We start from the raw sequence: 24,867 nt of genomic DNA, 5'->3' as shown, positions 1-24,867 counted from the left end.
TTCCCTCTGTGTTAGGGTTCAGGAGTTGCAGTTTTGGTACCCATGAACCCATGTGCGCCTGACGGGAAATGTTTCTCCTGCAGGCGCATTGTTGTTTTTCCGGCTTCTCCGGATGGGGCCTCTGCCTACAGAAGGAGAATGTCATGGCACAGGGAACCGTGAAGTGGTTCAACGCGGAAAAGGGCTTCGGCTTCATCGAGCAGGACGGTGGCGGCCCCGACGTCTTCGCCCACTACTCGAACATCGCCACCCAGGGCTTCCGTGAGCTCCAGGAGGGCCAGCGGGTCTCCTTCGACGTCACGCAGGGCCAGAAGGGCCCGCAGGCGGAGAACATCGTCCCCGCCTGATCTTCGGACGCGTGTCCGCTTGCCAGGGGTCCGCACCGTCACGGTGCGGGCCCCTGTTTCGTGCTGTTTCCAGGAAGGCAGACAACGGTTGTCCCGTAGGCCCCAGAAATCCACCCGGCGCACGTCTTCGTCCTCGCGGCCCGCATCGCCGCCGAGGGAGTTCAACGTGCCGGAGACGTCGACGCCCGCGCTTCCGCCGGTCGCGGACTTCGCCGCGCTCGACATGCCCGCGGCGCTGACCAAGACCCTGGCGGCACAGGGCGTGACCGTCCCGTTCCCCATCCAGGCCGCCACCCTGCCGAACGCGCTGGCCGGCCGTGACGTGCTGGGCCGCGGGCGCACCGGCTCCGGCAAGACGCTGGCGTTCGGTCTGGCGCTGCTGGCCCGCACGGCGGGGATGCGCGCCGAGTCCAAGGCGCCCCTCGGCCTGGTGCTGGTGCCCACCCGGGAGCTCGCCCAGCAGGTCGCGGACTCGCTGGCCCCCTACGCGACGGCCCTGAACCTGCGGCTCGCCAGTGTGGTCGGCGGCCTGTCGGTGACCAAGCAGGCCGCGACGCTGCGGCGCGGCACCGACATCCTCGTGGCCACCCCCGGCCGGCTCAACGACCTGGTGGCGCGCGGCGACTGTCTGCTCGGCGACGTGCGCGTCACGGTGCTCGACGAGGCCGACCAGATGGCCGACATGGGCTTCCTGCCGCAGATCACGCAGGTCATGCGGCAGGTGCCGGCCGACGGACAGCGTCTGCTGTTCTCGGCCACCCTGGACGCCACGGTCGACAAGCTGGTGCAGCGCTTCCTGACCGATCCGGTCGTGCACTCGGTGGACCCGAACGCGGGAGCGGTCGCGGACATGGAGCACCATCTGCTGCACGTCCTGGACGAGACCGACAAGAAGGCCGTGACCACGCGGATCGCGGCCCGTGACGGCCGGGTCATCCTCTTCCTCGACACCAAGCGCTCCGCCGACCGGCTCGCCAAGCGGCTGCTCGCCTCCGGTGTCGCCGCGGCCGCCCTGCACGGCGACCGTTCCCAGTCGCAGCGGACCCGGACCCTGGAGCAGTTCCGGGACGGCCGGGTGACCGCCCTGGTGGCGACGAACGTCGCGGCCCGCGGCATACACGTCGACGACCTCGACCTCGTCGTGAACGTCGATCCGCCGACCGACCCCAAGGACTACCTGCACCGGGGCGGCCGCACGGCCCGCGCGGGCAGCTCGGGCAGCGTGGTCACGCTGGTGCTGCCGGACCAGAAGCGGGACGTCAGTCAGCTCATGACGGACGCCGGCATCCGGCCGCGTACCACCCGGGTCACGTCCAGCGCCCCGGAACTGTCCGAGATCACCGGCGCCCGCGAGCCCTCCGGCGTGCCGGTCGTCCTCGAGGTCCCGCAGCCGACGCAGCCGAAGGCGTCCTCGTCCCGCCCCGCGCGGAAGAAGGCGGCCGCCGCCCGCGGCGCCGGGGCCGGTGACGGCGGCGGCGACCAGAGCGCGCCGTCGAGCCGGCGCCGCAGGACCGGCGCGGGCCGGCCGAAGGCCGCCGGCACGGAGCCCCGCGAGCGCGGCGGCCAGAGCGCCCAGCGCGGTCAGGGCGGCCGCACCGGGCAGAGCGAGCGGACCGGGCAGGGCGCCCGGACCGGTGGGTCGGGTCGCGCCGGTGGGGCCGGTCGCGCCGGACAGGGCACGCGAGCCGGGCAGGGAGGTCGCGCCGGCCAGGGAGGCCACGCCGGACAGGGCAGCGGGCGGAACGGCCGTCGTGGAGGCACGTCCTGAGCGGCGCGTCCACGTACTGATCGGGCGTCCCGCCATCCGGCGTCCTGTGCAGAGGAGGGCTTGTGCAACGTGGCGAAGTCTGGTGGGTCCGGTTCGACGAGCGGAGGCTGGTCGTACTGCTGTCAGGGGACGACGCGTCCGGGTTCCAGGTGATGCAGGTCGTCGCTCCGGCGGGCGTCGACATCAGTGGCCTGGGCGTCGAAGTGACGGTCGGCGCCGCTGAAGGGCTGCCGCTCGAAGGCGTGCTGCGGCTCGCGTTCCCGAGTCCGGGCTTCACCCCGTGCACGTGGCTGACCACCGTGTCCCGGGACGACCTGATGGAGCGGGCGGCCGTCCTGCCCTCCAGGAAGCTCAGCGAGATCGAGGATGCCCTCCGACTCGCTGAACACGCACAGGAGCGGACCCCGGCAACGACCGCGAGGCTCAGCGAGATGAGGGACGCGCTCCGTCGCGGTGAACTCGGGTAGGGGCGATCTCGGGCGGGATGGTCCGCGCTGGATCACTGGGCGGCACGTCCTGGATCTCGAACGCCCTGGGTGAAGTGTTCATGTCGTGTTCGGTCGGCGGGGCGGGTGCGGGTCGGAGCTCTTCACGCTCCGGCCGAAGCATGTGCGGGACTTGTTCACGACATGAAGGAGTTCCGCCGTGCCCCAGTCCCGTACGTGGCGGTCGGGTGTCCTCGCCACGGCCGTCGGTTCGGTGCTCGCCGTGCTGTCGCCCTGGCAGGCGCAGGCCGCGCCCTTGAGCGACCTTCCCTCGGTCACGGCCCGGGCCGAGACGGCCGCCCTGTACGACGACGAGGAGGGCGGCAACGCCGACGCCGACGACCCGGCGATCTGGCGCAACGCCGCCGACCCGGATCGCAGCCTCGTCGTCGCCACCGCCAAGGAGGGCGGGCTGCGGGTGTACGACCTCGACGCCCGCGAGGTCCAGGCGATCGCCGCCCCGGCCGGGCCCGGCGCCGACGACGCCCCGGGGCGGTTCAACAACGTCGACCTCGTCAAGGGCCTGCGGCTGTCCACCGGCCGTGCCGACCTCGCCGTGACCAGCGACCGCGGAAACGACCGGCTCCGCTTCTACCGGATCGACCGCGACCGGCCCGGCGGCCCCCTCTCCGACGTCACGGACCCGGCCGTCGCCCCGGTCTTCTCCGCCGACCAGGCGGAGGTGAACGAGCAGCGGACCGCCTACGGCCTCGCCACCTGGACGGACCGGGCCACCGGCCGTACGTACGCGCTCGTCAGCCGGCGCGAGACGACCCGCGTCGCGCTGCTGGAGATCCTCCCGACGGCGTCCGGGACCGTCACCTACCGCACCGTCCGCACGCTCGACCTGCCGTCCGCCTTCCGGCTCCCGAACGGGGCCTCGTGGTCGCCGTGCGCCGAGCCGGGCGAGCTCCCGCAGGTCGAGGGCATGGTGGTCGACCCGGCGAACGGCACGCTCTACGCCGGTCAGGAGGACGTCGGCATCTGGCGGATGCGCGCCGACCTGACGGGCACCCCGGTCCTGGTGGACAAGGTCCGCGAGTACGGCGTGCCCGGCACGTACGACGAGGAGACCGAGGAGTGCGCCCCGGGCGCCGACCCCGGCTTCGGGGGTGACCGTCTCGCCGCCGACGTCGAGGGGCTGACCCTGGTCACCGAGTCGGACGGCGACGGCTACCTGCTCGCCTCCAGCCAGGGCGACGACACCTTCGCCGCGTACGACCGCGAGATCGGCGACGCCAACGAGTACGAGGGCGGCTTCCGCGTGACGGCCGCCGACGCCGTCCTCGACGGCTCGGAGGAGTGCGACGGAGCGGCGTCCCTGAACGCCCCCCTCGGCAGCAGGTACCCGAACGGCCTGCTGGTCGTCCAGGACGGTCACGCGAACCCGGAGGACGGCGAACGCGCCGCGACCGGCTTCAAGTTCGTCGACCTCGGTGACGTCCTCGACGCCCTGGACGACTGACGACCGGCCCGGGGCCCGCGCGCCCCGGGGCCCGAGGGCGCCCCCCGACCACCGATGCGCTCTTTCGCGCCGGTGGTCGGGGTCCGTGGTCAGGCGGCCCGGGCCAGGAGTCCGGCACGCTCCACGAGCATCGGCATCAGCCGCTCCCGCCACGTGTCGAGGTGGACCACGCCGCTGGACATGCCGCCGTGGGCGTACTGCTCGCGGTAGACGGAGGACTCGGGCGTGTCGAGGTCGACCCCCACGACCTCGGCGAACGCGGCCCGCAGCAGGGCGGTCGCCGCCTCGGTCGTCGGCGGGACGTCCGTGCCGGCCAGTCGGTCGCGCAGGGTCCGCCACACGTAAGGGTCACCCCGCAGGCCCCAGACCTCCGGCTCGGGATCGAAGAGGGCCGCCATCTTCGCGGCCGCCGCGTCGTGTCGTGTCATGCGGGCAGTCTCCCAAAGCCCCGCACCCGGGCACCGCGGGGGTGCGTGCCCGGGGCCTGGACGGAGACACGCCGACGCCGATAGCGTCACCTCCACCTATTCACTTTGTTGACTAGTCATGGAGGCGTTCATGCAGTCTTTCCGTCAGGCCGTCGAGGCGAACGACCACGCGGCCATCGAGGCGCTCCTCGCCGACGAGGTCGTCTTCACCAGTCCGGTGGCCTTCAAGCCGTACACCGGCAAGGCCATCACGGCGGCCATCGTGCGCGGGGTCTCCCGGGTCTTCACCGACTTCCACTACGTCCGTGAGCTCGCCGGCGCGGACGGCCGCGACCACGCGCTCGTGTTCCGGGCCAAGGTCGGCGAGCGGGAGATCGAGGGCTGCGACTTCCTCCACCTGAACGAGGACGGCCTCATCGACGACTTCACGGTGATGGTCCGCCCGCTCTCCGCCGCGCAGGCCCTCGCCGCGGCGATGGGCGACCAGTTCGACCGCATCGCGCGGGAGGCGAGCCGCTCATGACACCGCCGCCGGAACGCCCTGGGGTGGGCGTACGGCGGGTCCGTGCGGGACGGCCGGGCGTCCGGCCGTGAGTCCCCGCCCGGAGGGCCGGTGATTTCACCGATGCCCGCGGGCCGTGCCGCCTGGACAGTGGCCGGGCCAGTCCAGGGTGCGACCGCCGACCGGCTCCTCGGCGGCGGCCGCCACACGACACGAGAGGACGACTCGTCGTGCGACGACACCTTTCCGCCTACGCTGCCTCGGCCGCGGTCTCCGCCTGCCTCGCCCTGCTCCTCGCCCCCGGCGCCACGGCCGCCGACACCACGGCCGCCCTCGTGGCCGCGGACAACCCGTACGAGCGCGGTCCCGCCCCGACCCAGTCGAGCATCGAGGCGCTGCGCGGCCCGTACGCGGTCGCCGAGACCAGCGTCTCCTCCCTCGCCGTCACCGGCTTCGGCGGCGGCACCATCTACTACCCGACGTCCACCGCCGACGGCACCTTCGGCGCGGTGGCCATCTCGCCGGGGTTCACCGCGACCCAGTCCTCCATCGCCTGGCTCGGGCCGCGCCTGGCGTCCCAGGGGTTCGTGGTGTTCACCATCGACACCAACAGCACGCTCGACCAGCCCGACAGCCGGGGACGGCAACTCCTCGCCGCCCTCGACTACCTGACGCAGCGCAGCGTCGTGCGGGGCCGGGTCGACGCGAGCCGGCTCGGGGTGATGGGGCACTCCATGGGCGGCGGCGGCACGCTCGAGGCGGCGAAGAGCCGGCCGTCCCTGAAGGCGGCCGTGCCCCTCACCGGCTGGAACACGGACAAGACCTGGCCGGAGATCAGCACGCCCACCCTCGTCATCGGTGCGGACGGCGACACCGTCGCTCCCGTCGCCTCCCACTCGGAGCCCTTCTACGAGAACCTGCCGAGCTCGCTCGACAAGGCGTACCTGGAACTCAACGGGGCCACCCACTTCACCCCGAACACGTCCAACACGACGATCGCGAAGTACAGCCTGTCGTGGCTCAAGCGCTTCATCGACGACGACACCCGCTACGAGCAGTTCCTCTGCCCGCTGCCCCGCCCGAGTCTGACGATCGAGGAGTACCGCGGGAGCTGCCCGCTCGGCTCCTGACGCCGGCGCGGACCGCCGCTCCCGCGGTCTGTGCTCGCGTCACAGCCCCCGCGTCCCGGGTCTGGGCGGTGGCCCAGACCCGGGGACCTTCCCCCTGCTCCTACGGGCCAGTAACGTGGGCGGGGTGAACGGAGCGACGCCTGCCGCCGCCCCCGGCCCGCGGCTGTACGACCGCGCGCCCCAACTCGCCGCGGTGGCCAGCCTGTCGGCCCGTACCGTCGAAGGAAGCGGCGGCGTCCTGTTCGTCACCGGAGACCCCGGTACGGGCCGCAGCACGCTCCTGGCCCGGGCGGCGCACGACTTCCCGGGGACGGCACACCGGGTGGCCGCGCCCGGCCACCGGGTGCCGTGGAGCGGGGCGCGGGCGCTGTTGACGGCCCTCGCCCCCACCGCGTCGGCGGCGCGGCGAGCGCTCCGCCAGGCACGCGGCGAGGCCGGTCTCGGCACCGCCGTGGCCGGCCTGGTCTCCGCCCCCGCCGCCTCCGCTCCCAACCTCGCATCCGGCCGTGGTCCCGGGGTGCTGGTCTGTGTGGACGACCTGCACCTGTGGGACGCGCATTCCCGCGCCGCGCTCGCCGCGGCCTGGCAGGACCGGAGGAGGGCCGGCCGGCCGGGCACGGGCTGGCTGGTGTCGGCGGCCCGGCACCACCGGCTGCCCGAGGTACCGGGAGCCGGCGCGGTCAGGCTCGGCCGGCTGGGCCCGGCCGGCGCGCGGGCGCTGGTGCGGGACCTGAGCCCGGTGCCCGTGGCGCCCGAGGTCCTGGACCGACTGCTCCAGGAGGCGGCCGGGCACCCCGGCGTGATCGGCGCGGCGGTACGGCGCCTGGGCCCTGACCGGCTCTCCGGCACCGTCCCGCTGTCGCCGTCGCCCCTGGTCGACGCCACCGTCCTCCACGAGGTGTACGGCGGCCTGCTGAGCGCGCTGCCCGCGGACAGCCGCCGTCTCCTCGCCCTGGTGGCCGCCCTGCCCGGCGGGTCGTCTTCCGTCCCCGTCGACACCGTCCTCGCCGCCGCGCGGGCCGCCCGCACTCCGGTCGACGCCCTGGACGGCCTGATCGCGGACGGCCTGCTGCATCGCGCGGACGACACGCTCCGTTTCACCGACGTCTTCCTCGCCCGCACCGCCCTCCTCCGCACCGCCCCTGTCCCCCGGACCACTTCCGCACCGCCTGCGTCGCCTCGGACCGACCGCACCGGCGACATCGATCCGCCCCGGTCCGTCACCGCCCGCGCCGTCGACACGACACGGGCCGAAAGCCACCGGGGCGAAGCCCGCAGGAGCGAAGCCGACGGGGCCGACCGGCTCGGGCCGCCCGCCGCGACACGGGACCACGAGGGCGTCGGGCGGGGCCGGCTCCATCTCCTCCACGGCAGGGCGGCGTTGACGGGCGGGCCGGTGGCGGAGGCGTACGAGGCGCTGACGCGGGCGGCGGCGCTGTTGCGGGAGGGCGCGCCGGTGGAGGCGGCCGACGCGCGGTTCCTCGCGATGGAGGCCGCCTGGGCGGCGGGGGACGCCGCCGGCTGTCTGGCCGCTCTCGACGACGCGGGCGGTGCGCGGGGCACGGAGCGGGACTTCGCCGAGGGGCTGCGCGCGGCGCTCGACGGCCGGCTCGGCGAGGCCCGTGGTCTGCTGACCCGCGTGGTGGCCGTGGACGGCGCCGAGGACGAGCCCCGGGTGCTGCTGCGGGCCGGGTCCGCCGCGCTCGTGCTGGGTGCCACGACGGCGGCGGCCCGGCTCCACGCGCGGGCGCTCACGCTGGCCCGGGCGGAGGACCGCGCCACCCTGCTGCCGCACGCCCTGGAGCATCTCGCCTACGCCGAACTGCGGGCCGGGCGCTACGGGCGCGCCGCCCGGCACGCGCGGGAGGGCCTCGGCGAGGCGGAGCGCACGGGCCAGGCGAACGTGGCGGCCCATCAGCATGCCGTGCTGGCGCTCGTGGCGTCGGTGACCGAGGACGGGCCGGGCGCCGCCGAGCACGCCGAGCGGGCCCTGGCGACGGCCCGCTCCCACGGCCTCGTCCAGGCGGCGACGCTCGCCGAATGGGCGCTGGCGCGGGCCGATCTGGGCCGTGGTCTCGCCGCGCAGGCCGCCGCCCGGCTGGTGCCGCTGGTCCGCACGGGCCCGCGCGGCGGGCACTTCGCGCTGCGGATGCTGGCCGTGCCCTGCTTCGTGGAGGCGGCCGTGGCCTCGGGCCGGTACGCGGAGGCGCGGGCGGCGACCGAGGAGTACGCGGTGTGGGCCGCCCAGGGGCTCGACCGTCCGGCCCCGGCCCGGCTCGCCCGCTGCCGGGCCCTGCTCGCCGACGGCACGCGTGCGGCGTACTGGTTCCAGGAGGCGGTCCGCCGGCACGACGCCGACTGCGGCAACGACTTCGAACGGGCCAGGACGCTCCTGGCGTACGGCTCCTGGCTCCGGCGCCGTCGCCGCCCCAGCGAGGCTCGGGGGCCGCTGCGCGACGCGCTGGTCACGTTCGAGCGGGCGGCGGCGACGGGCTGGGCCGAGCGGACCCGTGCCGAGCTGCGTGCGACCGGCGGCGAGGTGGCGGGCGCGGCCGACCGGCCGGCGGCGTGGGGGGAGCTCACCCCGCAGCAGCAGCGGATCGCCCGCCTCGCCGCGCAGGGCGCCACCACCCGGGAGATCGCCGACCGGCTGGTCCTGAGTCCCCGGACCATCGACCACCATCTGCGGAACATCTACGCGCGCCTGCAGATCCGCTCGCGCGTGCAGTTGCCGGGTGTGCTCAAAAGCGCGGGGCCGGACGGGGACGCCGCCGCCGCGCGTCGCTGACCGTGTCCCCGGATGCGCGCCGTCGTTGGCCGGGTATGACCAGGATTCTGCACCGTGTTCTCGGCGCGGCGGCCGTCGCCGGCGCCGCCGCCCTCACCTCCGCCGGCTCCGCGGCCCCCGCCGCTGCCGCCGACGGCCCCCTGCCGCTCGTCGGCCTCCTCGCCCCCGACCACGACCGCGGATCCGACCGCGGCTCCGGCGGCGGCGACGCGTCGAACGCCACCGTCGCCGGCAACGCCTCGACGAGCGTCATCGGGGGCACGACCGCGGGCTGACCCCGACCCCGCCGAGGCGAGCGGACGGCGAGCGGACGCGACCGGTCCCGGGATGCCCGGGTCACATGTCCTGGATGCGCCGGAAGGGCTGCTCCGCCTCCAGGGCGAACGCGGCCTCCAGCAGCGTCCGTTCGCCGCCGGGCCGGCCCGACAGCATGACGCCGATGGGCAGCCCGCCCTCGGTCGTGCGGGCGGCCGGCACCGAGATCGACGGTGTGCCGACCACGTTGTTGATCGGAGTGAACGCGACGTAGGCGAGGATCCGTTCGACCAGTGCCTGGTAGGGCACGGTCGGGCTGAGGTGACCGATCCGGGGGGTGGTGTGGGCGAGTACGGGGGTCAGGATCAGGTCGAGTCCGCGGAACGCCGCCGCGTACGCCTCCTGGGTCCGCTTGAGCCTGCGCAGCACGCCCGGCGTGCGGCGCCAGTGCTCGAGGTACGTCTCCCGCAGGCCGCGGCTGAGGCCGTCCATACGCTGCCGGTCGAAGTCGGTGCCGAGGGTGCGGCCGGTGACGCCGAGGAGGAACGACAACAGCCCCCAGTAGACGAGGAAGTCCTCGGTGAAGCGGGGGTCGATGGCCAGCTCGACCGGCTGGACGGTGTGGCCGAGCCGTTCCAGGGTGGCCGCGGTCTCGGTGACGGCCGCCCGGGTGTCGGCGTCGGTGGGGACGCCGTTCGGCGAGTCCGACAGGAAGCCGATGCGCAGCCGCCGTCCGGAGGGTCCCTCCACGAGGCCCACCGGCGGCAGCTTGGGGCTGCGCCGGTAGGTCTCGGAGGCGGCGAGGAAGGCGGCCGAGTCCCGCACGGTGCGGCTCACGATGCCGTCGGAGACGATGTCGAGCGGCAGTTGGCGGCTCTGGGCGTTCGGCACCACCCGGCCGCGGGTCGGTTTGAGGCCGACGAGCCCGCAGCAGGCGGCGGGGATCCGGATCGAGCCGCCGCCGTCGTTGGCGTGCGCGATCGGCACGGCTCCGGCGGCGACCAGCGCGGCGCTGCCGCCCGACGAGCCGCCGGCCGAGTGGTCGGTGTGCCAGGGGTTGCGAACGGGTTCGGCTCCCTCGTACTCCGTGGTCGGGCTGAAGCCGAACTCGGGCAGCCGGGTCTTGCCGAGCACCGTGACGCCGCTGCTGAGGAACTGCCGGACGAACGGCGCGTCCCGGCGTGCGGTCCGCGGGGTGAAGGCCGCGCTGCCGTGACCGGTGGGCAGGCCCCGGTGGTCGGTGTTGTCCTTGACGAAGGTCGGGACGCCGGCGAAGGCACCGGGGCCGAAACCACCTACGGCGGCGCCCGCGCCGGGGGAGGCGAGCGCGACGGCGGGGGCCGGGTCGTCGACGTACACCTGCACGGCGTGCAGCCGGTCCTCGACCGCCCGTACCCGCTCGGCCGCGTCACGGGCGACCTCGGCGGCACCGACCTCGCCGCGCCGGATCGCCGCCGCGAGGCCGACGGCGTCGTGCTCGCCCAGGGCGTCGTCCCGGAAGGCGTGCACCCTGGTCAGTTCCTCGGAAGTCGTCACCGCTGCATCAGCCCCCGCCACGTGGTTGGTTGACCGCCATCATTCCGTACCGACAAGTAACACGCGAGGGTTCCGCGCCGGTGATCCCCCGGTGTTCCCACGGTCGTGATCCGCCCGTCGGCCGAGCGCGGGCGTTCGTCAAACTGGTGATCGAAAACGGGGGTGGGTGTGGCTATGATCGTCCGCAGCAAGGCCGTAGCGCAGAGGTCGTCGCGCCCACGCATCGAGCTGGAGGACGTCGGTTCGAATCCGACCGGTCTTGCGTCTTCTTGATGTCGACGCGGACGCCGGGCCCCGGCGGAGGACCGGTGGAGTGGTGATGGACCAGCCGACAACGCCCGTACGCTGCCCGGCGATCGAACACCCCGACCTGCCGCTCGCCGACCCCGCACTGCTCGGGCCGCTGCTGCACCGGCTCGCCGACGCCCGGCCCGTCGCCGACGACGAGACCTTCCCGCTCGGCACCCTGCGCGCCGACGGCCGCGTGGACCTCTGCAAGCAGGGGCTCGGCCCCGAGGGCGCCGCCCGCCTGCTGCCCGCCGCGGCGGCCTCCCCGCACGCCGCCCATCTGCTGCTCGGCACCGACGCCCTGGGCGACGAAGGCGCCCGGTCGGTCGCCGCCGTCCTGACCGCCGCGCGCGAGACCGGCGTCCCGCACGGCGTCCACACCCTCTACCTCGGCTGCAACCGCATCGGCCCCGACGGCGTGACCGCCCTCGCCGAGGCACTCGCCGACGACACCACGCTGCGCGCCCTGTGGCTGAAGCGGAACCCCGTCCATGCCGACGGCGCCCGCACCCTCGCCGGACTGCTGCGCCGCAACACCACCCTGCGCACCCTCGACCTCGTCAACTCCGGCATCGGTCCCGAGGGCGTACGGGTCCTCCTCGACGCCCTCCTGGAGCGCGAGACCCCGCTCGAACGGCTCTTCCTCGGCGGCAACGGCCTCACCGCCGCCGACGCCCCGCTGCTCGCCGCCCTCCTCCGCGACGCCGGAGTGCGCGAGCTCTACCTCTCGGCCAACCACCTCGGCGACGAGGGCACCGCCGTGCTCGCCGCCGCGACCGACCCGGCCCGGCCCGTACGCCTCGGCCTCGGCGGCAACGGCATCGGTCCCGAGGGCGCCCGTGCCCTCGCCGACGCCCTCGGCGGCATCGACACCCTCGACCTCGGCCGGGCCATGTCCGAACGCAGCCTCGGCTCCCCCGGAAACACCACCGGCGACGACGGCGCCCGCGCGCTGGCCGCCGCCCTGCCCGGCAGCCCCCTGCGCCGCCTCGAACTGCGCCACACCGGCATCACCGGCCGCGGCGCGAAGAGCCTGCTCGCCGCGCTGCCCGAGGGACACCGCCTGGAGTACGTGGGCCTCGGCCCCGGCACGCCCCGCCGCGTCAAGCGGTCCTTCGCCGAGCGGCTGCGCCCCGCCACGCCGACCCACCTCGACCTGCGGGCGATCGGCAGCGTGTACCGATGAGCGCGAGCCACCCCGTGCCGCCCGGCGGTCTCTCCTCGGAGGACGCCGCCACCTGGGCCCGCGTCCGCCGCTACGCCGTGCCCGGCTGGATGATCGAACGCGCCACGGAGGCCCGCGAGTCCGGTGACTGGCGGGCGGCCTGCGCCGCCGCCGCGGTGGACGTGCCCGACGACCTGACGCCGGAGCGGATCGCCGAGCGCTACGGAGCCGAGGTCGCGGCCCGGGTCGCCGACGACCTGCGCCACCTGGCCCCCGACCTGGTGCGCTGGCACCTGCCGCGCAACCTCGGCGGACACACCACGCTCACCCCCTGCCGACGGATCCTGCTCGCCGCGTACGGCGCTTCCGGGCCCGTCCTGTCGCTGACCAACCTGCCGATGCTGTCCGGACCGCAGCGGCTGCGGCTGCACCTCGGCCCCGAGGTCGCGCCCGGGCGCGACCGGATGCACGGCCTGACGTACCTCACCGAGGACTGGACCGCCGCCCGCCGCTTCTGGGACGCCCGCCGCACCGGCGAACTGCGCCGGAGCGCGGGCCTCGTCGACGAGGCGGCCGGTCCGGTCGGTGCGATCGGTTCCGTCAACTCCCGTGGCCCCGGTGTCTCGGGGAGCTCCGGTGGCTCCAGTGGTTCCGGCGAGACCGGCGCCGCGGCCGTTCCGGGCCGGCTGCCGTTCCTGCACCCGGACGGCACGCCGCTCGGCCCCGGGGAACTGCCGGACGAGGATCCCGGAAGCGCCGACCCGGCCGCGCGCGCCGAGTGGGTCGCGGTCCTGCAGGCCCGCGGCGAGCACGCCGAGGCGTACGCGGCCGCCGGGCTCGCGCTCGACCTCACTCCGCCGCCGCAGGGCCCGCGTTCCCACCGGCAGCTCGACGTCGCCGCGATGATCAGGTCCACCGCTCCCGACCTCGCCCGCCTGGGCCCCGAGACGCGGCTGCTCGCCCGCGCGGGGCGCGGGTCGCGTTTCCTCCTGCCGATGGAGTGGCGCGGTCACCTGCGCGTCGAGCTCGACTCCGCCGCCCCCTACGGGGCCGGGCCACGCGTCACCGGCCGGGACCGCGGCCAGGAGGACGGCGTGCCCCGCCTGCCCTCGTACGTCTGGCAGCGGCTGCCCGACATCGGGCTGCTGCGCGCCGGCCGGATCCGGCCCGAGGAACTGCACCCGCTCGTCGCCGCCGCGCTGTTCCCACAGGCCGGGCCCGCCGTCGGCCCGCCCGGCCCGACGGCGCCCGAACCGGTCCGGGTCCGCTGCGGCGGCGTGTGGCACGAGGTCGTGTCCCGGAACGGGGTCCTGGACGTCCCGCACACGGAGCAGGAGCGGCAGCGCGAACTGGCCCTGCGGGCCTTCGGCGGCACCGTCACCGGCTGCTTCGCCACGCAGCACGCCTGGACCAGCGGCGAGGGCCGGCTGCCACGCGCCCTGCGCGACCAGCGCCGGGCGCTGTTCCTGCACGCCCAGCACGGTGACACGCCGGCGGTGCTCGCGCTGCTCGACGCCGGCACGGATCCGCACGTCCGCGACCGCATGGGGCGCGGCCTGCTGCACGTCCTGTCGCTGCTCGACCACCGGGAGCTGCTGCCGCGGCTGCTGGCCGCCGGGCTCGACCTGGAGGCGAAGGACTCGACGGACCGCTCCCCGCTCCAGTGCGCCGTGCACGACGGGGGTTCCGTCGAGCTGGTCAGGGACCTCCTCGCCGCCGGTGCCAGGATCGACGTGACCGACGAGACGGAGCTGTCCCTCGCCCAGGTGATCCGCCGCTACCAGCGCACCGACCTGGCGTTCCTGCGCCGCCGTGTGCTGCGGGAGCATCCCGGCATCGGATCCGACTGGTTCGACGACTATCTGGACGAGCGGGACTCCGCCGACGACTTCGACTGGGACGCGGAGGAGGCGTCCGTACCGGATGCGGCCGCCGCGCCGGAGAACGGATCCGGGGATTCCGGGCGGCCCGACGAGGGCGCCGCCGCGACAGACGACGAGGACCTCCGCGCATGACGACCGGCCCCGCTTCCGCCCCCGCCCCCGCTGCCCCTGCCGTGCCCGCGGCCCTCGCGGCCGCCGACGCCCTGGGCGCCCGGCTGCGCGCCACGCGCACCGAACCGGCCGGCAACCCCCAACTGGAGGCCTTGGCCCTGGCCGTGACGGCGAACCAGCCCGTCCTGCTGTGGGGTGAGCCCGGCATCGGCAAGTCCGCCGGCATGGAGCGGCTCGCCGCCGCCCTCGGCGTCCGCCTGGAGACGGTCGTGGCCAGCGTCCACGAGCCGTCCGACTTCGCCGGACTGCCGATCGTCGGCGACGACCCCGCCTCCTCCGGTGTGCCGATGGCGCCGCCGGACTGGGCCGTACGGCTCGCCCGCACCGGGCACGGCCTGCTGTTCTTCGACGAGTTGTCCTCGGCGCCGCCGGCCGTGCAGGCGGCCCTGCTGCGTGTGGTCCTCGAACGCCGGGTCGGCAGCCTCGCGCTGCCGGAGTCGGTGCGGATCGTGGCGGCCGCCAACCCGCCGTCCAGCGCCGCCGACGGCTGGCACCTCAGCCCGCCGCTCGCCAACCGCTTCGTCCACCTCGACTGGACGCACGACCCGCGCACCGTGGCGCGCGGCATGGCCGGCACCTGGCCCGAGACGGTGCTGCCGACGGTGGACCCCGGGCGGGTGTCCGGCGCGGTCGCCCGCGCCCGGGGCGTGATCAGCGGTTTCCTGACCGCGCGTCCGGGCCTGGTCCACCACATGCCGCAGGACGCCGAGGGCCGCGGCCGTTCCTGGCCCTCCCCGCGTACCTGGGAGATGGCGCTGCGGCTGCTGGCCACCGGTTACGCGTCCGGGGCCGGGCGGGAGGCGCAGGCGGCCGCCCTGCTGGGCGCCGTCGGCGAGGCGGCCGGCATCGAGCTGCTCGCGTACCTGGAGAACCTGGACCTGCCCGACCCGGACCGGGTGCTCGCCGACCCGTCGGCGTTCGCGCTGCCCGAACGCGGCGACCGCCAGCTGGCGTTCCTCATCGCCGTGGTCGCCGCCGTGCAGAGCGAGCCGACCCGGGCGCGGTGGGAGGCCGGCTGGGAGGTCCTCTCCAAGGCCGTGGACGCCGGGGTGCCCGACGTGGCCGCGCGGGCCGCCCGTGACCTCGCCGCGATGCGCGAGCCGGCGTGGCCGGTCCCGCCCGGCATCGACGCCTTCCTGGAACTGCTGCAGCTCGCCGGCGCCCTGCCGGGCGCACGCTGACGGGCGCCGACGGCATGGCAGCCAGGGGAGGCCCGCCGAAGAACCGGCCGGGGGGAGGCGCGAACGGTCGTGCCGGCGGGTCGGCCGACAGTCCGCCGCTGGACCGCGCCAAGCTGCTGGCCGCGCGCTACAAGGCGGCCGAGGCCCGCCCGTACCTCGCCTCCGCCCTCTACGCCCTGACCGTCGTCCCCTCCGACCAGGTGCGCACGATGGCGGTCGACCGGTACTGGCGCTGCTACGTCGCGCCCGCGTTCGTCGAGGCGACCGACGTCGAGGAGCTCGCCGGGGTGTGGATCCACGAGGCGGCCCACCTCCTGCGGGACCACCACGGGCGGGCCGACCGGCTGCCGGCGGCCGACCAGCGCGACCGTCTGCGGGTCAACATCGCCCAGGACTGCGAGATCAACGACGACCTCGTCTCCGACGGGCTGCGCCTGCCCGAAGGGCGCATGGAACCGCACCTGTTCGGGCTGCCCGAGGGCCGGCTCTTCGAGGAGTACGTGCGGGGCGTCCCGGCGTCGTGCGCGCACCGGCTGGACTGCGGGTCCGGGGCACACGGCGTCCCCGCGCCGTGGGACCTGGGCGAGGACGGCGGGGGCGCGGCGGGGATCGGTCCGGTGGAGGCGGAGGCGCTGCGCCGCCAGACGGCCCAGGCCGTCCGGGCTCACGCGCGCTCCCGGGGCACGGTCCCGGGGGGCTGGCGGCGCTGGGCGGAGGAGGTGCTGGAACCCACCGTCGACTGGCGCAGGGCACTCACCGGCGCCGTGCGGGAGGCCGCCGCGTGGGCGGGCGGCGCGGTCGACTACACCTACCGCCGTCCCTCGCGCCGCACCCCCGCCCTCGGCGGCCGGGTGGTGCTGCCGAGCCTGCGCCGGCCGCTGCCGCGCGTGGCGATCGTCGTCGACACCTCCGGCTCCATGGGCGAGGACGACCTCGCGGCGGCGCTCGCCGAGGTCTCGGGCGTGCTGCGCGAGGTGGGCGTCGGCGGCAACCGGGTCGCCGTCCTGGCGTGCGACGCCGATGTGCAGGCCGTCGCCCGGGTGACCGCCGTCGACCAGGTCGAACTCGCGGGCGGCGGCGGTACGGACATGACCGTCGGCATCCGTACGGCCCTCGCCGCCCCCGAGCCGCCCACCATCGTCGTCGTCCTCACCGACGGCTACACCCCCTGGCCCCCGGAACCCCTCTCCTGCCGCCTGATCGCCGCCCTGATCGGCCCGAGCGCCCCGCAACCGCCCGCGTGGGCCGAGACCGTCCGGATCACCCCGAGCCGCTGAGGCCTTCCGTGGCGATGGGGCCGTGGGCCGTCCCCGGGCCGGGGCGGGGCCGACCGCGCACGGGCGCGGTACGGGGCGGGGGAGGTGGTCGCCGGAGGACGGGAGCCGTGCCTCCCGGCTTCGCCCGGGCCTCCACCGGGACGGCACGCCCCGACGCCACCATGGACCTCCTGTCCGCGCCCCCTGTCCAGTGGGGTTTCCGTAGAGCGCAGGGCGACCGGAGGGTTGCCGGACTACGTCGAAGCGGCGTCCTCGGCGAGCCCGCTCGCGGCGTCGGCCGCCTCGTCCGCCGTACGTCGGGCCTCGTCGGCGGCGTCGCGTGCGGTGGCGGCCTCGCGGCGTAGGCCGTCGGCGGCCGCGTGGGCCTCCTTGCGGGATCGGCGGGCTTCGGTGAGGCGGTGTTCCAGGTCGGTGACCTGCGCGTCGGCTTCCTCGGCCCGGCTCGCGGCGGCCTCGGCCGCGTCCTCGGCCGTCCGCGCGACTTCCTCGCGGGCGTCCGCCTCCTCCTCGGCCTTCGCCGCACGCGCGCGGGCGCGCTCCAGGCGCCGACGCCGTTCGTGTTCCCGCTCCCGCTCCCGTTCCCGTTCCTTGTCCCGCTCCCGTCCTCGTCCTCGCTCTCGTTCCGCCCCCGCCTTGTCCGCCCGGGGCGGCGCGGCGGCGGGACGGGGCGCCGGGGCCGCCGCCTCGGGGGTGACCGCGCCGAAGCCGAGCACCGGCTCCGGCGCCTCCGTCAGACGGCCCCCGGCCCACCGCTCGGCGACCCCGGCGTCGGCGAGGACGGTGCGGAGGATCTGCTCCACCTCCTGGAGGACGGCGGCGCTGACCGGGTGGCCCGCTTCCGCGGCCAGGGCGGCGGCCTGCCGGCCCAGGGCGGCGATCACGCGGTGCTGCTGACCGCCGGCCTCCCGGAGTCGGGCGGCGTCGAGGGTGCGGGTCGCCTCCCGCAGGGTCTCGCCGAGCGCGAGCAGCCTGCCGGTCTGCTCCGGCTCGGCGCGGGCGAGGAGGTTCACGGCCCAGACCGCCAGCGTCGGCCGGCGCAGGCCGGCGATCCGGTGGGCGGCGTCGGCGTCCTTCTCCTCGCGCGCCCGCGCCACGTGGGCGTCGCGGGCGGCGACGAAGTCCGACGGCGGCAGCCCGTACAGCTCGACGATGATCTCCTCGACGTCCACCCCTCCACTCTCGGGGACGACGGTGCTCCCCGGCCGTGCGCGACACGGGACGACCGCGCATGCTCGAAGCATGTCCGAGGTGACCGCCACCGACCTGTACGAGGTCACCATGGCGCTCTCGTACGTACGGGAGGACATGCGGGCACCGGCCGTGTTCAGCCTCTTCGTGCGCGACCTGCCGCCGGGGCGGGGGTTCCTGGTGGCCGCGGGGCTCGAACCGGCGCTCGACCGGCTCGCGCGGTTCCTGGTGGACCGGTCGGACGTCCAGGCCTTCGCGCGAGCGCTGGGCCGCCCCGTCGCGGAGGTAGAACCGCTGCGGGGGCTGACCTTCGACGGTGAGGTCCGGGCCGTGCCCGAGGGGCGTCTCGTCCTCGCCGGGGAACCGCTCCTGGAGGTCACCGCTCCCCTGCCGCAGGCCCAGCTGGTGGAGACGTGTCTGCTGTCGCTGCTCTGCCACCAGACGGCGGTCGCCTCCAAGGCGGCCCGGTGCGTCCTGGCCGCCGAAGGGCGCCCGCTCGTCGACTTCTCGCTGCGCCGCACGCACGGGCCCGAGGCGGGGCTGCAGGCGGCGCGCCTGGGCGCGCTGGTCGGTTTCGCCGGCACCAGCAACGTGGCCGCCGCTCAGCGGTACGGCATTCCCGCCACGGGGACGATGGCGCACTCCTACGTCCAGGCGTTCGCCTCCGAGGCGGAGGCGTTCCGGGCCTTCGCCCGCGCCCATCCCGGGCCGGTGACGTTCCTGGTCGACACGTACGACACCGAGCGCGGGGTGGCGACGGCAGCGCGCGTGCTCGCGGAGCTCGGACGCGGTCCCGGGTGCGGGATCCGGCTCGACAGCGGGGACCTGGGCGAGCTGGCCCGCCGGGCCCGTGCCGTGCTCGACGGGGCGGGGCTCCGGGACGTGCGGATCGTGGCCAGCGGCGGCCTGGACGAGTATGGTGTCGCCGCGCTCGTACGGCAGGGGGCGCCGATCGACGTCTTCGCCGTGGGCACGAAGGTCGGGGTGGCGGCCGACGCGCCGGCGCTGGACGCCGCGTACAAGATCGTCGAGTACGACGGCCGGCCCGTCATGAAGTTCTCGGCGGCCAAGGCGACGGCTCCGGGCCCCAAGCAGGTCTTCCGCGGCCCCGGACTGCGGGACGTCATCGGTCTGGCGAACGAGGAACCGCCCGCCGGCACGGAGCCGCTGCTGCGGACCGTGATGCGCCGGGGTCTGCGGGTGGATCCGCCGGACACCCTGGCCGCGGCCCGTGCCCGCTTCGAGGCGGACCTCGCCGCCCTGCCGGAGGAGGCCCGCCGCATCGAGGAGCCGGTGGCCCCGCGCCCCGCGCTGTCGACGCGGCTGTCGGCGCTGACCACCGTCGTACGGCACCGGATCGAGGCGCGGTCGTCCGCGACGGAGCAGACGGAACCGACGGCAGGGCCGGTGCCGCCGGTGCCGCCGGCCGGGGGTCCGCCGCCGGACCCCTCACCGCCGCACCGACCGCCATGGGGCTGAGTTCGCGGGACGGCGGGCGAGCGGACGGCGCCCCACGGGGAAGGAGGCCCCCATGACCTGGCTTCCGATGCTCGCGGGCGCGCTGCTGGTCCTGTTCGTTCTCCGGGACCTCTTCCACACGCTCTGGCACCCGACCCGTCACGGCGGCCTGAGCAGGCTGGTCATGATGTCCCTGTGGCGGCTCTCGGCGGGCCTCGGCGCGCGGTGGCGGCCGGCCGGTCTCGCCGGTCCCATGGGCATGGTGGCGGTCCTCGCCGTCTGGGCGCTGACGGTGTCCGTGGGGTGGGCGCTCATCTACTGGCCCCACATGCCGGACGACTTCTCGTACTCCTCGGAGCTCGACCCCTCCCAGCACGCGACTCCGCTCGACGCCCTCTACGTCTCGCTGGTCACCCTCGCCACGCTCGGACTCGGGGACATCGCGCCGACCGCCGGCTGGCTGCGCGTGCTCGCCCCCATGGAGGCCCTGGTCGGCTTCGTCCTGCTGTCGGCGACCGTCGCCTGGATCCTCGGCGTCTATCCGGCGCTGGCCCGCCGCAGGACCCTGGCGCTGCGGCTGTCCCACGCGCGCCGCAGTCGGACCGGTGCCGGGGCGCTCGACTCGGACGGCGGTGCCGCGCTGCTCGACGGGCTCGCGTCGGCCCTGTCGACGATCACCGTGGACTTCCTGCAGTACCCCGAGTCGTACTACTTCTACGACGTGGACGAGCGCACCTCGCTGCCTCTCCAGCTCGGGCACGCCGTGGGTCTGGCGGACCAGGCGGCGGAGGCTGGTCATCCGGACGTCCGTCTCGCGGCGTCGGTGCTGCGTACGGCCCTGGACGACCTGGCGGGCGTGCTCGACGAGCGTTTCCTGCGGACGGACGGCGCTCCCGACCGGGTGTTCGCGGCCTACGCCGACGACCACGGCCGGGGGCGCGGACGCGGACACGGGCGGGGACGAGGGCCGGACCAGGGGCGCGGCGAGGGGCGGAGGTCCGGACCGGCGTGACTCCGTTGCTCCTCTTGGCCCTGTCGGCCCGGCCGGCCTGGTGTGCGAGGGGCCCGGCGGCACACACTCGTGGTGAGGACAGGTGAGGGCAGTGACGCCCCACGGGATCGGGAGGCCCAGCAGCGCAGCGGCCGGAGGCCCGTCATGAAGCATCCACGCACCGTCGACGACGTCATGAGCCACGTCGTGGTCTCCGTGCGGCTCGACGCCACGGCGCGGGAGATCGCCCGGTCCATGCGGCGCTGGGGCGTGAACACGGTTCCGGTCGTCTCGCCCGAGGGGCGGGTCGTCGGCATGGTGTCGGAGAACGCCGTGCTCGGCGGCGACGAGCGCGGCGGGCCGACGGCCGGCCGGCTGATGGCGGCACCCGCCGTGACGGTTCCGCGCGGCGCCACGCTCGCCGGGGCGGCCCGGCTGATGGGGCGCGGGCAGCTGAAGCGGCTGCCGGTGGTGGACGAGGAGGGCCGTCCGGTCGGCGTCGTCAGCCGGGGCGACCTGCTGAAGGCCTATCTGCGCTCCGACGCCGAGGTCGCCGAGGACGTGCGCCACGAGCTGGCCACCCGCCTGGCGTCCGGCGGCGACGCGTCCCTCACCGTGCGGGTGACGGACGGCGCGGTGACCCTCACGGGCCGCCTGCCGGCGTCCGTGCCGGAGGACCTGGCACTGCGGCTCGCCCGCGCGGTGCCGGGGGTGGTGGACGCGGCGGCGGAGCTCACGCCCGGGCCGCGTCGGACGGTGGAGAGGTGAGCGGCATGGCGGGAAGCGTCGTGGTCGGCCTGGACGGTACGGAGCAGGCCGACGCCGCGGCCGAGTGGGCGGCGGACGAGGCGGTGCTGCGCGGCACCGGCGTGCACCTGGTGCACGTGCTCGAACCGTCGCCGGACCTGCTCGTGCCGTTGGTGTCGCGGGAGCCGGTCGCCTCCTGGGGCGAGAAGCTGCTCGCGCACACGGCGGCGCGCCTGCGCGAGAGCCGTCCCGGCCTTTCGGTCACCACCCGGCTGCTGCCCTCGGATCCCGTCACGAGCCTGGTCCTGGCGACGGAGGAGCGGGGTGACCTGCTGGTCCTCGGCTCACGGGCGCTGGGCGGGGTGGCCGGGTATCTGCTCGGCTCCGTCGGGATGACGGTCGCGGGCCGCATCGAGCGGCCCGTGGTCCTCGTACGGGCGCCGGACCCACCGGGCCGGGAAACCCTCGACGCTGACGGCCCGGACGGTCCGGGAGCCCTCGATCCGGAGAGCCCGGAAGCCCCCTCCTCCGGGGCACCGGTCGTCGTCGGGGTCGATCTGCGGGATCCCGTCGACGGCGTCCTGGCGTTCGCCTTCGCCGAGGCCGCCTCGCGGCGCACCGAGGTCCGGGTCGTCCACGCGCGGCGGCTGCCGCTCCATGACCGTCTGGTGCCCTCGGGGACGCCGGAGGCCCGGCAGGCGCACGCGGTCTCCCCGGAGGTCCTGCGCTCGCTCGAAGGGCTCCTCGAACCGTGGCGGGAGCGGTTCCCCGAGGTGGCGTCGACCGGGCGGGTGGTGGCCGGTTCGGCGGGCCAGGAGCTGCCGCGGGCCGCCGAGGGCGCCGCGCTGGTGGTGGTCGGGCGGCGCACCCGTCGTTCCACGCTGGGCGCGCACCTCGGCAGCGTGGCGCACGCGGTGCTGCACCACGTCCGGGCCCCGGTCGCCGTCGTGCCCCACGACTGAGCCCACCGGGAGCGGCCCGGCCGTCACCCCGCGGTCTCAGGACTCCGCCGGCCTGCTCGTGGAGGACCTCGGGCCAGTAGCGGTCGTCGTCGCCAGCAGAGAGCGCAGCAGCGGCGCGATGTCCTCGGCGAGCGCGTCGGCGTCCGCGCCCTGGTCCGGCAGGTACTGACGCACCGTCCGCACACGCGCCTCGCCGAGCGGACCGAAGGTCATGAGGCGGTGCCGGGCGGGAAGGCCCCGGGTGGCGAGCCATCGCCGGGTCGGCGCATAGGTCAACGTGGGGACCAAGGTGTCGGCCGCGAGGGTGATGACGTCGGTGACGGCGGCGTCGGTGTCTGCGTCTGGGTCTGGGTCTGGGACCGCGTCCGTGCCGGCGCTGACGCTCGCCCTGTCTCCCACGACGCCCCCGCGATCGGCCGTCCGATTCGGGTCTCTCGGGCGGCCGCCACCGTACGGCGTCGCCTTCCGTGCGCGCCGGCTGCCCTGCTCCTCGACACGACCGCCCCCGCCGCGCGCGCTCCCCGCCGCTCGGATGCCGTCGCGGGCCGGACGTGGTGTGCTGGCACAGGGGGCGGATTGCCGCCGTCAGGGACAGCGCAGGAGGCGCTGCCCCGCCCATGAGCACAGGAGTGACCGCCATGGCGATCTTCGTCCACGCCGTCGTCCCCGGAGTCACCACGGACCAGTACGACGCCCTGAACGCCAGGCTCCAGCAGGTGCCCGGCATCTTCGACGGCTGCGTGTCCCACGCGTGCGTTCCGACGGACGAAGGCCTGGAGGTCTTCGACGTCTGGGAGAGCGAGTCGCAGATGAAGGCGTTCGCCGAGAAGATGATGCCCATCGCCACCGACGAGGGCTGGCCGGTGACACCGGGCACGCCGCGGGTGATGCGTATCCACAACCACTGGATCCCCGGGGCCGCCGGCTGACGCGCGGCCGACGACGCCGGACCGTCCGCACCGGGCGACGACACGTCGCGACGACACGTCCCGCGCCTCCCCCGCCGGAGGTCCTCCGGCCGCGATACTGGGCGCGATGCGTGTGGCACTGATGACAGCGGGCTCCCGGGGTGACGTCGCGCCGTTCACCGGGCTCGGACACGGGCTGGCGCGCGCGGGGCACGACGTGACCGTCGTGACCCACGAGACGTTCGCCGGCCTGGTGGGCGAGGCGGGGCTGTCCTTCCACGGCCTGCCGGTGGACCCGCGGGCCGAGTTGCGCACCGAACACGGCCGGCGCCTCCTCACCAGCCGGAGCGGGCCCGGCAAACTGGCGCTGGTGCTGGCCATGGCACGGAAACTGGTCGGGGACATGGCGCCGGGAATGCTGGAGGCGGCGCGCGCGAGCGACGTCCTCCTGCTGTCGGGATCCGTCGCGCCGCTGGGGCATGCCCTCGCGGAGGGCCTGGGGCTGCCGAGCCGGGGCGTCTATCTGCAGCCGCTCGCGCCCACCGGCACGTTCCCGCCTCCGGTCGTCGGGACCCGCTCCTGCGGCAGGACCGGCAACCGGCTGGCCGGACGGGCCGTCAACGCCGCTCTGGGCAGGGTGTTCGACGAGGCGGTCCGGACGGTCGAGGCCGAACTCGGCAACCCGCGCCCTCGGTCCCGGGCACGGGGCGGGGGCCGCGGCCGGGTGCGCCGCGACTGGCCCGTCCACCACGGCTTCAGCGGCCTGGTGGTGCCCCGCCCGGCCGACTGGCATCCCGGCCTGACGATCGGCGGCTACTGGTGGCCCTACACCTCGCCGACGGCGGAACTCCCGGCGGAGATCGAGGCCTTCCTCTCCGCCGGTCCGCCCCCGGTCTTCGTGGGCCTCGGAAGCCCGACCGTGCCGGATCCGGAACGGGTGAGCGACCTGATCGTGCGGGCGCTGCGCCGGGCCGGGCTGCGCGGCGTGATCCAGTCCGGCTGGAGCGGGCTGCGCGCCGACGGCGACGACATGCTGACCATCGGCGACGTCCCGCACTCCCTGCTGTTCCCGCGCACGGCCGCCGTCGTGCACCACGCGGGCGCGGGGACGACGGCCGCGGGGCTCCGCGCCGGCGTGCCGGCCGTACCGATGCCGGTGTGGTTCGACGGCGGCTTCTGGGCGGCGCGGCTCACCGCCCTGGGCGTCTCGCCCGGCCCCGTACCCCTGCGGCGGCTGACCACCCCGGAACCGCTGGCCGACGCACTCGCCGCCGCCGTCCGCGACCCGGCCTACCGGCGGCGCGCGAGCGCCCTCGCCGAGCGGCTGGAGCGGGAGGACGGCGTGGCACCGGTACGGGACGCGCTCGATCGGCTCGAACGGCGGGGCCGCTGAACGTCAGCGGCCCAGGACGCCGTCCAGCCACCGCAGTGCCTCGGGCGTCACCGGGTCGGTGAGGTCGGCGAACTCCTCGTGCTTCTTCAGGAACTTCGCCACGTACGGGCAGACGGGCACGATACGCATGCCGGAGGCGCGCACGTCGGTGAGCGCCTCCTGGACGAGGATCGACGCCAGGCCCTGTCCGGCGAAGGCATCGTCTACCTCCGTGTGGAAGAACACACGCTGTTCCCCGCGGTCCCGGTACGCGGTCAGCCCGGCGCGCTCGCCGTCCACGAGGATCTCGTAACGGTGCCGGTCGTCCACGCGGCGGACGACGGGGGTGGTGGTCTGCTCGGTCATGGCGTGCTGCCTTTCGGGTCGTGGCGTGCGGGGCGCGGTGCCGCGCGTGAGGGTGCCACCACGGCCCTGATACGTACCACGTCCACCGAGGCGGATGCCATGGTCCCTCGGCTCGGGGCGGATCGACCGGTCGACAGGTCGACGAGTCGATCGGCCGGGGCGGTGTGTCCGGGGCTCGCGTGCGGCCCGGGCGGGGCACGGGCCTG

At 75.6% G+C, this 24,867-nt stretch carries 23 protein-coding genes and 1 pseudogene; 19 read left to right on the top strand and 5 right to left on the bottom strand.

Annotated elements, in window-relative coordinates:
• Window positions 1-143 precede the first annotated feature (143 nt).
• The 4 genes from ACFY7C_RS17700 (at window position 144) to ACFY7C_RS17685 (ending at window position 4,065) form a co-directional block, all read left to right on the top strand.
• Window positions 144-347 carry a cold-shock protein gene (locus ACFY7C_RS17700; protein WP_030069301.1) on the top strand — a complete coding sequence of 68 codons (204 nt, stop codon included), beginning with the start codon at window positions 144-146 and terminating at the stop codon, window positions 345-347.
• 88 nt (window positions 348-435) lie between these two features.
• Window positions 436-2,115 (top strand): DEAD/DEAH box helicase, encoded by a 1,680-nt coding sequence (locus tag ACFY7C_RS17695; protein ID WP_389650781.1) that lies wholly within the window; start codon window positions 436-438, stop codon window positions 2,113-2,115.
• A 62-nt stretch (window positions 2,116-2,177) separates the two neighbouring features.
• Entirely contained in the window at window positions 2,178-2,582 is a 405-nt protein-coding gene (locus ACFY7C_RS17690; protein WP_389650778.1) for a type II toxin-antitoxin system PemK/MazF family toxin, read from the top strand.
• A gap of 178 nt (window positions 2,583-2,760) precedes the next feature.
• Entirely contained in the window at window positions 2,761-4,065 is a 1,305-nt protein-coding gene (locus tag ACFY7C_RS17685; RefSeq protein ID WP_389650775.1) for a phytase, read from the top strand.
• 89 nt (window positions 4,066-4,154) lie between these two features.
• Here the strand turns inward: ACFY7C_RS17685 and ACFY7C_RS17680 are convergent, their stop codons facing one another.
• A complete protein-coding gene (locus ACFY7C_RS17680) occupies window positions 4,155-4,493 on the bottom strand; it encodes a hypothetical protein (protein WP_389650772.1) in 339 nt (112 codons plus the stop codon).
• A gap of 130 nt (window positions 4,494-4,623) precedes the next feature.
• Here ACFY7C_RS17680 and ACFY7C_RS17675 point away from each other — a divergent pair, with 130 nt between their 5' ends.
• The 4 genes from ACFY7C_RS17675 (at window position 4,624) to ACFY7C_RS17660 (ending at window position 9,188) form a co-directional block, all read left to right on the top strand.
• On the top strand, window positions 4,624-5,016 hold the full coding sequence (locus tag ACFY7C_RS17675; protein ID WP_389650769.1) for a nuclear transport factor 2 family protein: 393 nt from the start codon (window positions 4,624-4,626) through the stop codon (window positions 5,014-5,016).
• Between the two features lie 209 nt (window positions 5,017-5,225).
• Complete coding sequence (locus ACFY7C_RS17670) at window positions 5,226-6,125, top strand: alpha/beta hydrolase family protein (protein WP_389650767.1); 900 nt, start codon at window positions 5,226-5,228, stop codon at window positions 6,123-6,125.
• Window positions 6,126-6,249: 124 nt separating this feature from the next.
• Window positions 6,250-8,913, top strand: a complete 2,664-nt coding sequence (locus ACFY7C_RS17665) for a LuxR C-terminal-related transcriptional regulator (RefSeq protein ID WP_389650764.1) — start codon at window positions 6,250-6,252, stop codon at window positions 8,911-8,913.
• 35 nt (window positions 8,914-8,948) lie between these two features.
• A complete protein-coding gene (locus tag ACFY7C_RS17660; RefSeq protein ID WP_389650761.1) occupies window positions 8,949-9,188 on the top strand; it encodes a hypothetical protein in 240 nt (79 codons plus the stop codon).
• A gap of 61 nt (window positions 9,189-9,249) precedes the next feature.
• Here the strand turns inward: ACFY7C_RS17660 and ACFY7C_RS17655 are convergent, their stop codons facing one another.
• Complete coding sequence (locus ACFY7C_RS17655) at window positions 9,250-10,704, bottom strand: amidase (protein WP_389650759.1); 1,455 nt, start codon at window positions 10,702-10,704, stop codon at window positions 9,250-9,252.
• A gap of 189 nt (window positions 10,705-10,893) precedes the next feature.
• On the opposite strand from ACFY7C_RS17655, the pseudogene ACFY7C_RS17650 reads away from it, so the two are divergent.
• The 5 genes and pseudogenes from ACFY7C_RS17650 to ACFY7C_RS17630 all read left to right on the top strand — a co-directional run bounded on the left by ACFY7C_RS17650 (window position 10,894) and on the right by ACFY7C_RS17630 (window position 16,669).
• A pseudogene (locus tag ACFY7C_RS17650) lies at window positions 10,894-10,966 on the top strand.
• Between the two features lie 57 nt (window positions 10,967-11,023).
• A complete protein-coding gene (locus ACFY7C_RS17645; RefSeq protein ID WP_389650756.1) occupies window positions 11,024-12,178 on the top strand; it encodes a gala protein in 1,155 nt (384 codons plus the stop codon).
• Window positions 12,175-14,172, top strand: coding sequence for an ankyrin repeat domain-containing protein (locus tag ACFY7C_RS17640; RefSeq protein WP_389650754.1), 1,998 nt, complete (start codon window positions 12,175-12,177; stop codon window positions 14,170-14,172). The genes ACFY7C_RS17645 and ACFY7C_RS17640 overlap by 4 nt, the downstream gene beginning before the upstream one ends.
• On the top strand, window positions 14,169-15,392 hold the full coding sequence (locus ACFY7C_RS17635) for an AAA family ATPase (RefSeq protein WP_389650751.1): 1,224 nt from the start codon (window positions 14,169-14,171) through the stop codon (window positions 15,390-15,392). Before ACFY7C_RS17640 ends, ACFY7C_RS17635 begins: the two co-directional genes overlap by 4 nt.
• Before the next feature lie 14 nt (window positions 15,393-15,406).
• Window positions 15,407-16,669, top strand: a complete 1,263-nt coding sequence (locus tag ACFY7C_RS17630; RefSeq protein ID WP_389650748.1) for a VWA-like domain-containing protein — start codon at window positions 15,407-15,409, stop codon at window positions 16,667-16,669.
• A gap of 233 nt (window positions 16,670-16,902) precedes the next feature.
• On the opposite strand, the gene ACFY7C_RS17625 is transcribed toward ACFY7C_RS17630, so the two are convergent.
• Window positions 16,903-17,838, bottom strand: coding sequence for a hypothetical protein (locus ACFY7C_RS17625; protein WP_389650746.1), 936 nt, complete (start codon window positions 17,836-17,838; stop codon window positions 16,903-16,905).
• Between the two features lie 70 nt (window positions 17,839-17,908).
• Here ACFY7C_RS17625 and ACFY7C_RS17620 point away from each other — a divergent pair, with 70 nt between their 5' ends.
• From ACFY7C_RS17620 to ACFY7C_RS17605, 4 genes are all read left to right on the top strand, one after another.
• Window positions 17,909-19,336, top strand: a complete 1,428-nt coding sequence (locus ACFY7C_RS17620; RefSeq protein WP_389650743.1) for a nicotinate phosphoribosyltransferase — start codon at window positions 17,909-17,911, stop codon at window positions 19,334-19,336.
• 52 nt (window positions 19,337-19,388) lie between these two features.
• Window positions 19,389-20,327: a potassium channel family protein gene (locus tag ACFY7C_RS17615; RefSeq protein WP_389650740.1), complete on the top strand. Its 939-nt coding sequence runs from the start codon at window positions 19,389-19,391 to the stop codon at window positions 20,325-20,327.
• A 144-nt stretch (window positions 20,328-20,471) separates the two neighbouring features.
• Window positions 20,472-21,074, top strand: coding sequence for a CBS domain-containing protein (locus tag ACFY7C_RS17610; protein ID WP_389650737.1), 603 nt, complete (start codon window positions 20,472-20,474; stop codon window positions 21,072-21,074).
• A gap of 5 nt (window positions 21,075-21,079) precedes the next feature.
• The gene (locus ACFY7C_RS17605; RefSeq protein ID WP_389650734.1) at window positions 21,080-22,015 is read left to right on the top strand and encodes a universal stress protein; all 936 of its coding nucleotides are present in this window, start codon (window positions 21,080-21,082) and stop codon (window positions 22,013-22,015) included.
• A 36-nt stretch (window positions 22,016-22,051) separates the two neighbouring features.
• Here the strand turns inward: ACFY7C_RS17605 and ACFY7C_RS17600 are convergent, their stop codons facing one another.
• Window positions 22,052-22,291: a hypothetical protein gene (locus ACFY7C_RS17600; RefSeq protein ID WP_389650731.1), complete on the bottom strand. Its 240-nt coding sequence runs from the start codon at window positions 22,289-22,291 to the stop codon at window positions 22,052-22,054.
• A gap of 341 nt (window positions 22,292-22,632) precedes the next feature.
• Between ACFY7C_RS17600 and ACFY7C_RS17595 the strand changes: the two genes are divergently transcribed.
• Window positions 22,633-22,944, top strand: coding sequence for a hypothetical protein (locus tag ACFY7C_RS17595; RefSeq protein WP_389650729.1), 312 nt, complete (start codon window positions 22,633-22,635; stop codon window positions 22,942-22,944).
• Between the two features lie 106 nt (window positions 22,945-23,050).
• Entirely contained in the window at window positions 23,051-24,316 is a 1,266-nt protein-coding gene (locus tag ACFY7C_RS17590; RefSeq protein WP_389650727.1) for a glycosyltransferase, read from the top strand.
• 3 nt (window positions 24,317-24,319) lie between these two features.
• Here ACFY7C_RS17590 and ACFY7C_RS17585 read toward each other — a convergent pair whose 3' ends face one another.
• Complete coding sequence (locus ACFY7C_RS17585; protein WP_389650725.1) at window positions 24,320-24,661, bottom strand: GNAT family N-acetyltransferase; 342 nt, start codon at window positions 24,659-24,661, stop codon at window positions 24,320-24,322.
• Window positions 24,662-24,867: the final 206 nt, after the last annotated feature.

This window comes from Streptomyces sp. NPDC012769, assembly GCF_042901205.1.
Taxonomy (GTDB): domain Bacteria; phylum Actinomycetota; class Actinomycetes; order Streptomycetales; family Streptomycetaceae; genus Streptomyces.
This window is presented reverse-complemented; position numbering and strand designations above follow the sequence as displayed.

Bases quoted from the DNA above. Each gene is read 5' to 3' on its own strand.
- ACFY7C_RS17700 (WP_030069301.1), top strand. From the start codon at position 144: ATGGCACAGGGAACCGTGAAGTGGTTCAACGCGGAAAAGGGCTTCGGC.
- ACFY7C_RS17680 (WP_389650772.1), bottom strand. From the start codon at position 4,493: ATGACACGACACGACGCGGCGGCCGCGAAGATGGCGGCCCTCTTCGAT.
- ACFY7C_RS17675 (WP_389650769.1), top strand. From the start codon at position 4,624: ATGCAGTCTTTCCGTCAGGCCGTCGAGGCGAACGACCACGCGGCCATC.
- ACFY7C_RS17660 (WP_389650761.1), top strand. From the start codon at position 8,949: ATGACCAGGATTCTGCACCGTGTTCTCGGCGCGGCGGCCGTCGCCGGC.
- ACFY7C_RS17645 (WP_389650756.1), top strand. From the start codon at position 11,024: ATGGACCAGCCGACAACGCCCGTACGCTGCCCGGCGATCGAACACCCC.
- ACFY7C_RS17640 (WP_389650754.1), top strand. From the start codon at position 12,175: ATGAGCGCGAGCCACCCCGTGCCGCCCGGCGGTCTCTCCTCGGAGGAC.
- ACFY7C_RS17635 (WP_389650751.1), top strand. From the start codon at position 14,169: ATGACGACCGGCCCCGCTTCCGCCCCCGCCCCCGCTGCCCCTGCCGTG.
- ACFY7C_RS17630 (WP_389650748.1), top strand. From the start codon at position 15,407: ATGGCAGCCAGGGGAGGCCCGCCGAAGAACCGGCCGGGGGGAGGCGCG.
- ACFY7C_RS17620 (WP_389650743.1), top strand. From the start codon at position 17,909: ATGTCCGAGGTGACCGCCACCGACCTGTACGAGGTCACCATGGCGCTC.
- ACFY7C_RS17615 (WP_389650740.1), top strand. From the start codon at position 19,389: ATGACCTGGCTTCCGATGCTCGCGGGCGCGCTGCTGGTCCTGTTCGTT.
- ACFY7C_RS17610 (WP_389650737.1), top strand. From the start codon at position 20,472: ATGAAGCATCCACGCACCGTCGACGACGTCATGAGCCACGTCGTGGTC.
- ACFY7C_RS17605 (WP_389650734.1), top strand. From the start codon at position 21,080: ATGGCGGGAAGCGTCGTGGTCGGCCTGGACGGTACGGAGCAGGCCGAC.
- ACFY7C_RS17595 (WP_389650729.1), top strand. From the start codon at position 22,633: ATGAGCACAGGAGTGACCGCCATGGCGATCTTCGTCCACGCCGTCGTC.
- ACFY7C_RS17590 (WP_389650727.1), top strand. From the start codon at position 23,051: ATGCGTGTGGCACTGATGACAGCGGGCTCCCGGGGTGACGTCGCGCCG.
- ACFY7C_RS17585 (WP_389650725.1), bottom strand. From the start codon at position 24,661: ATGACCGAGCAGACCACCACCCCCGTCGTCCGCCGCGTGGACGACCGG.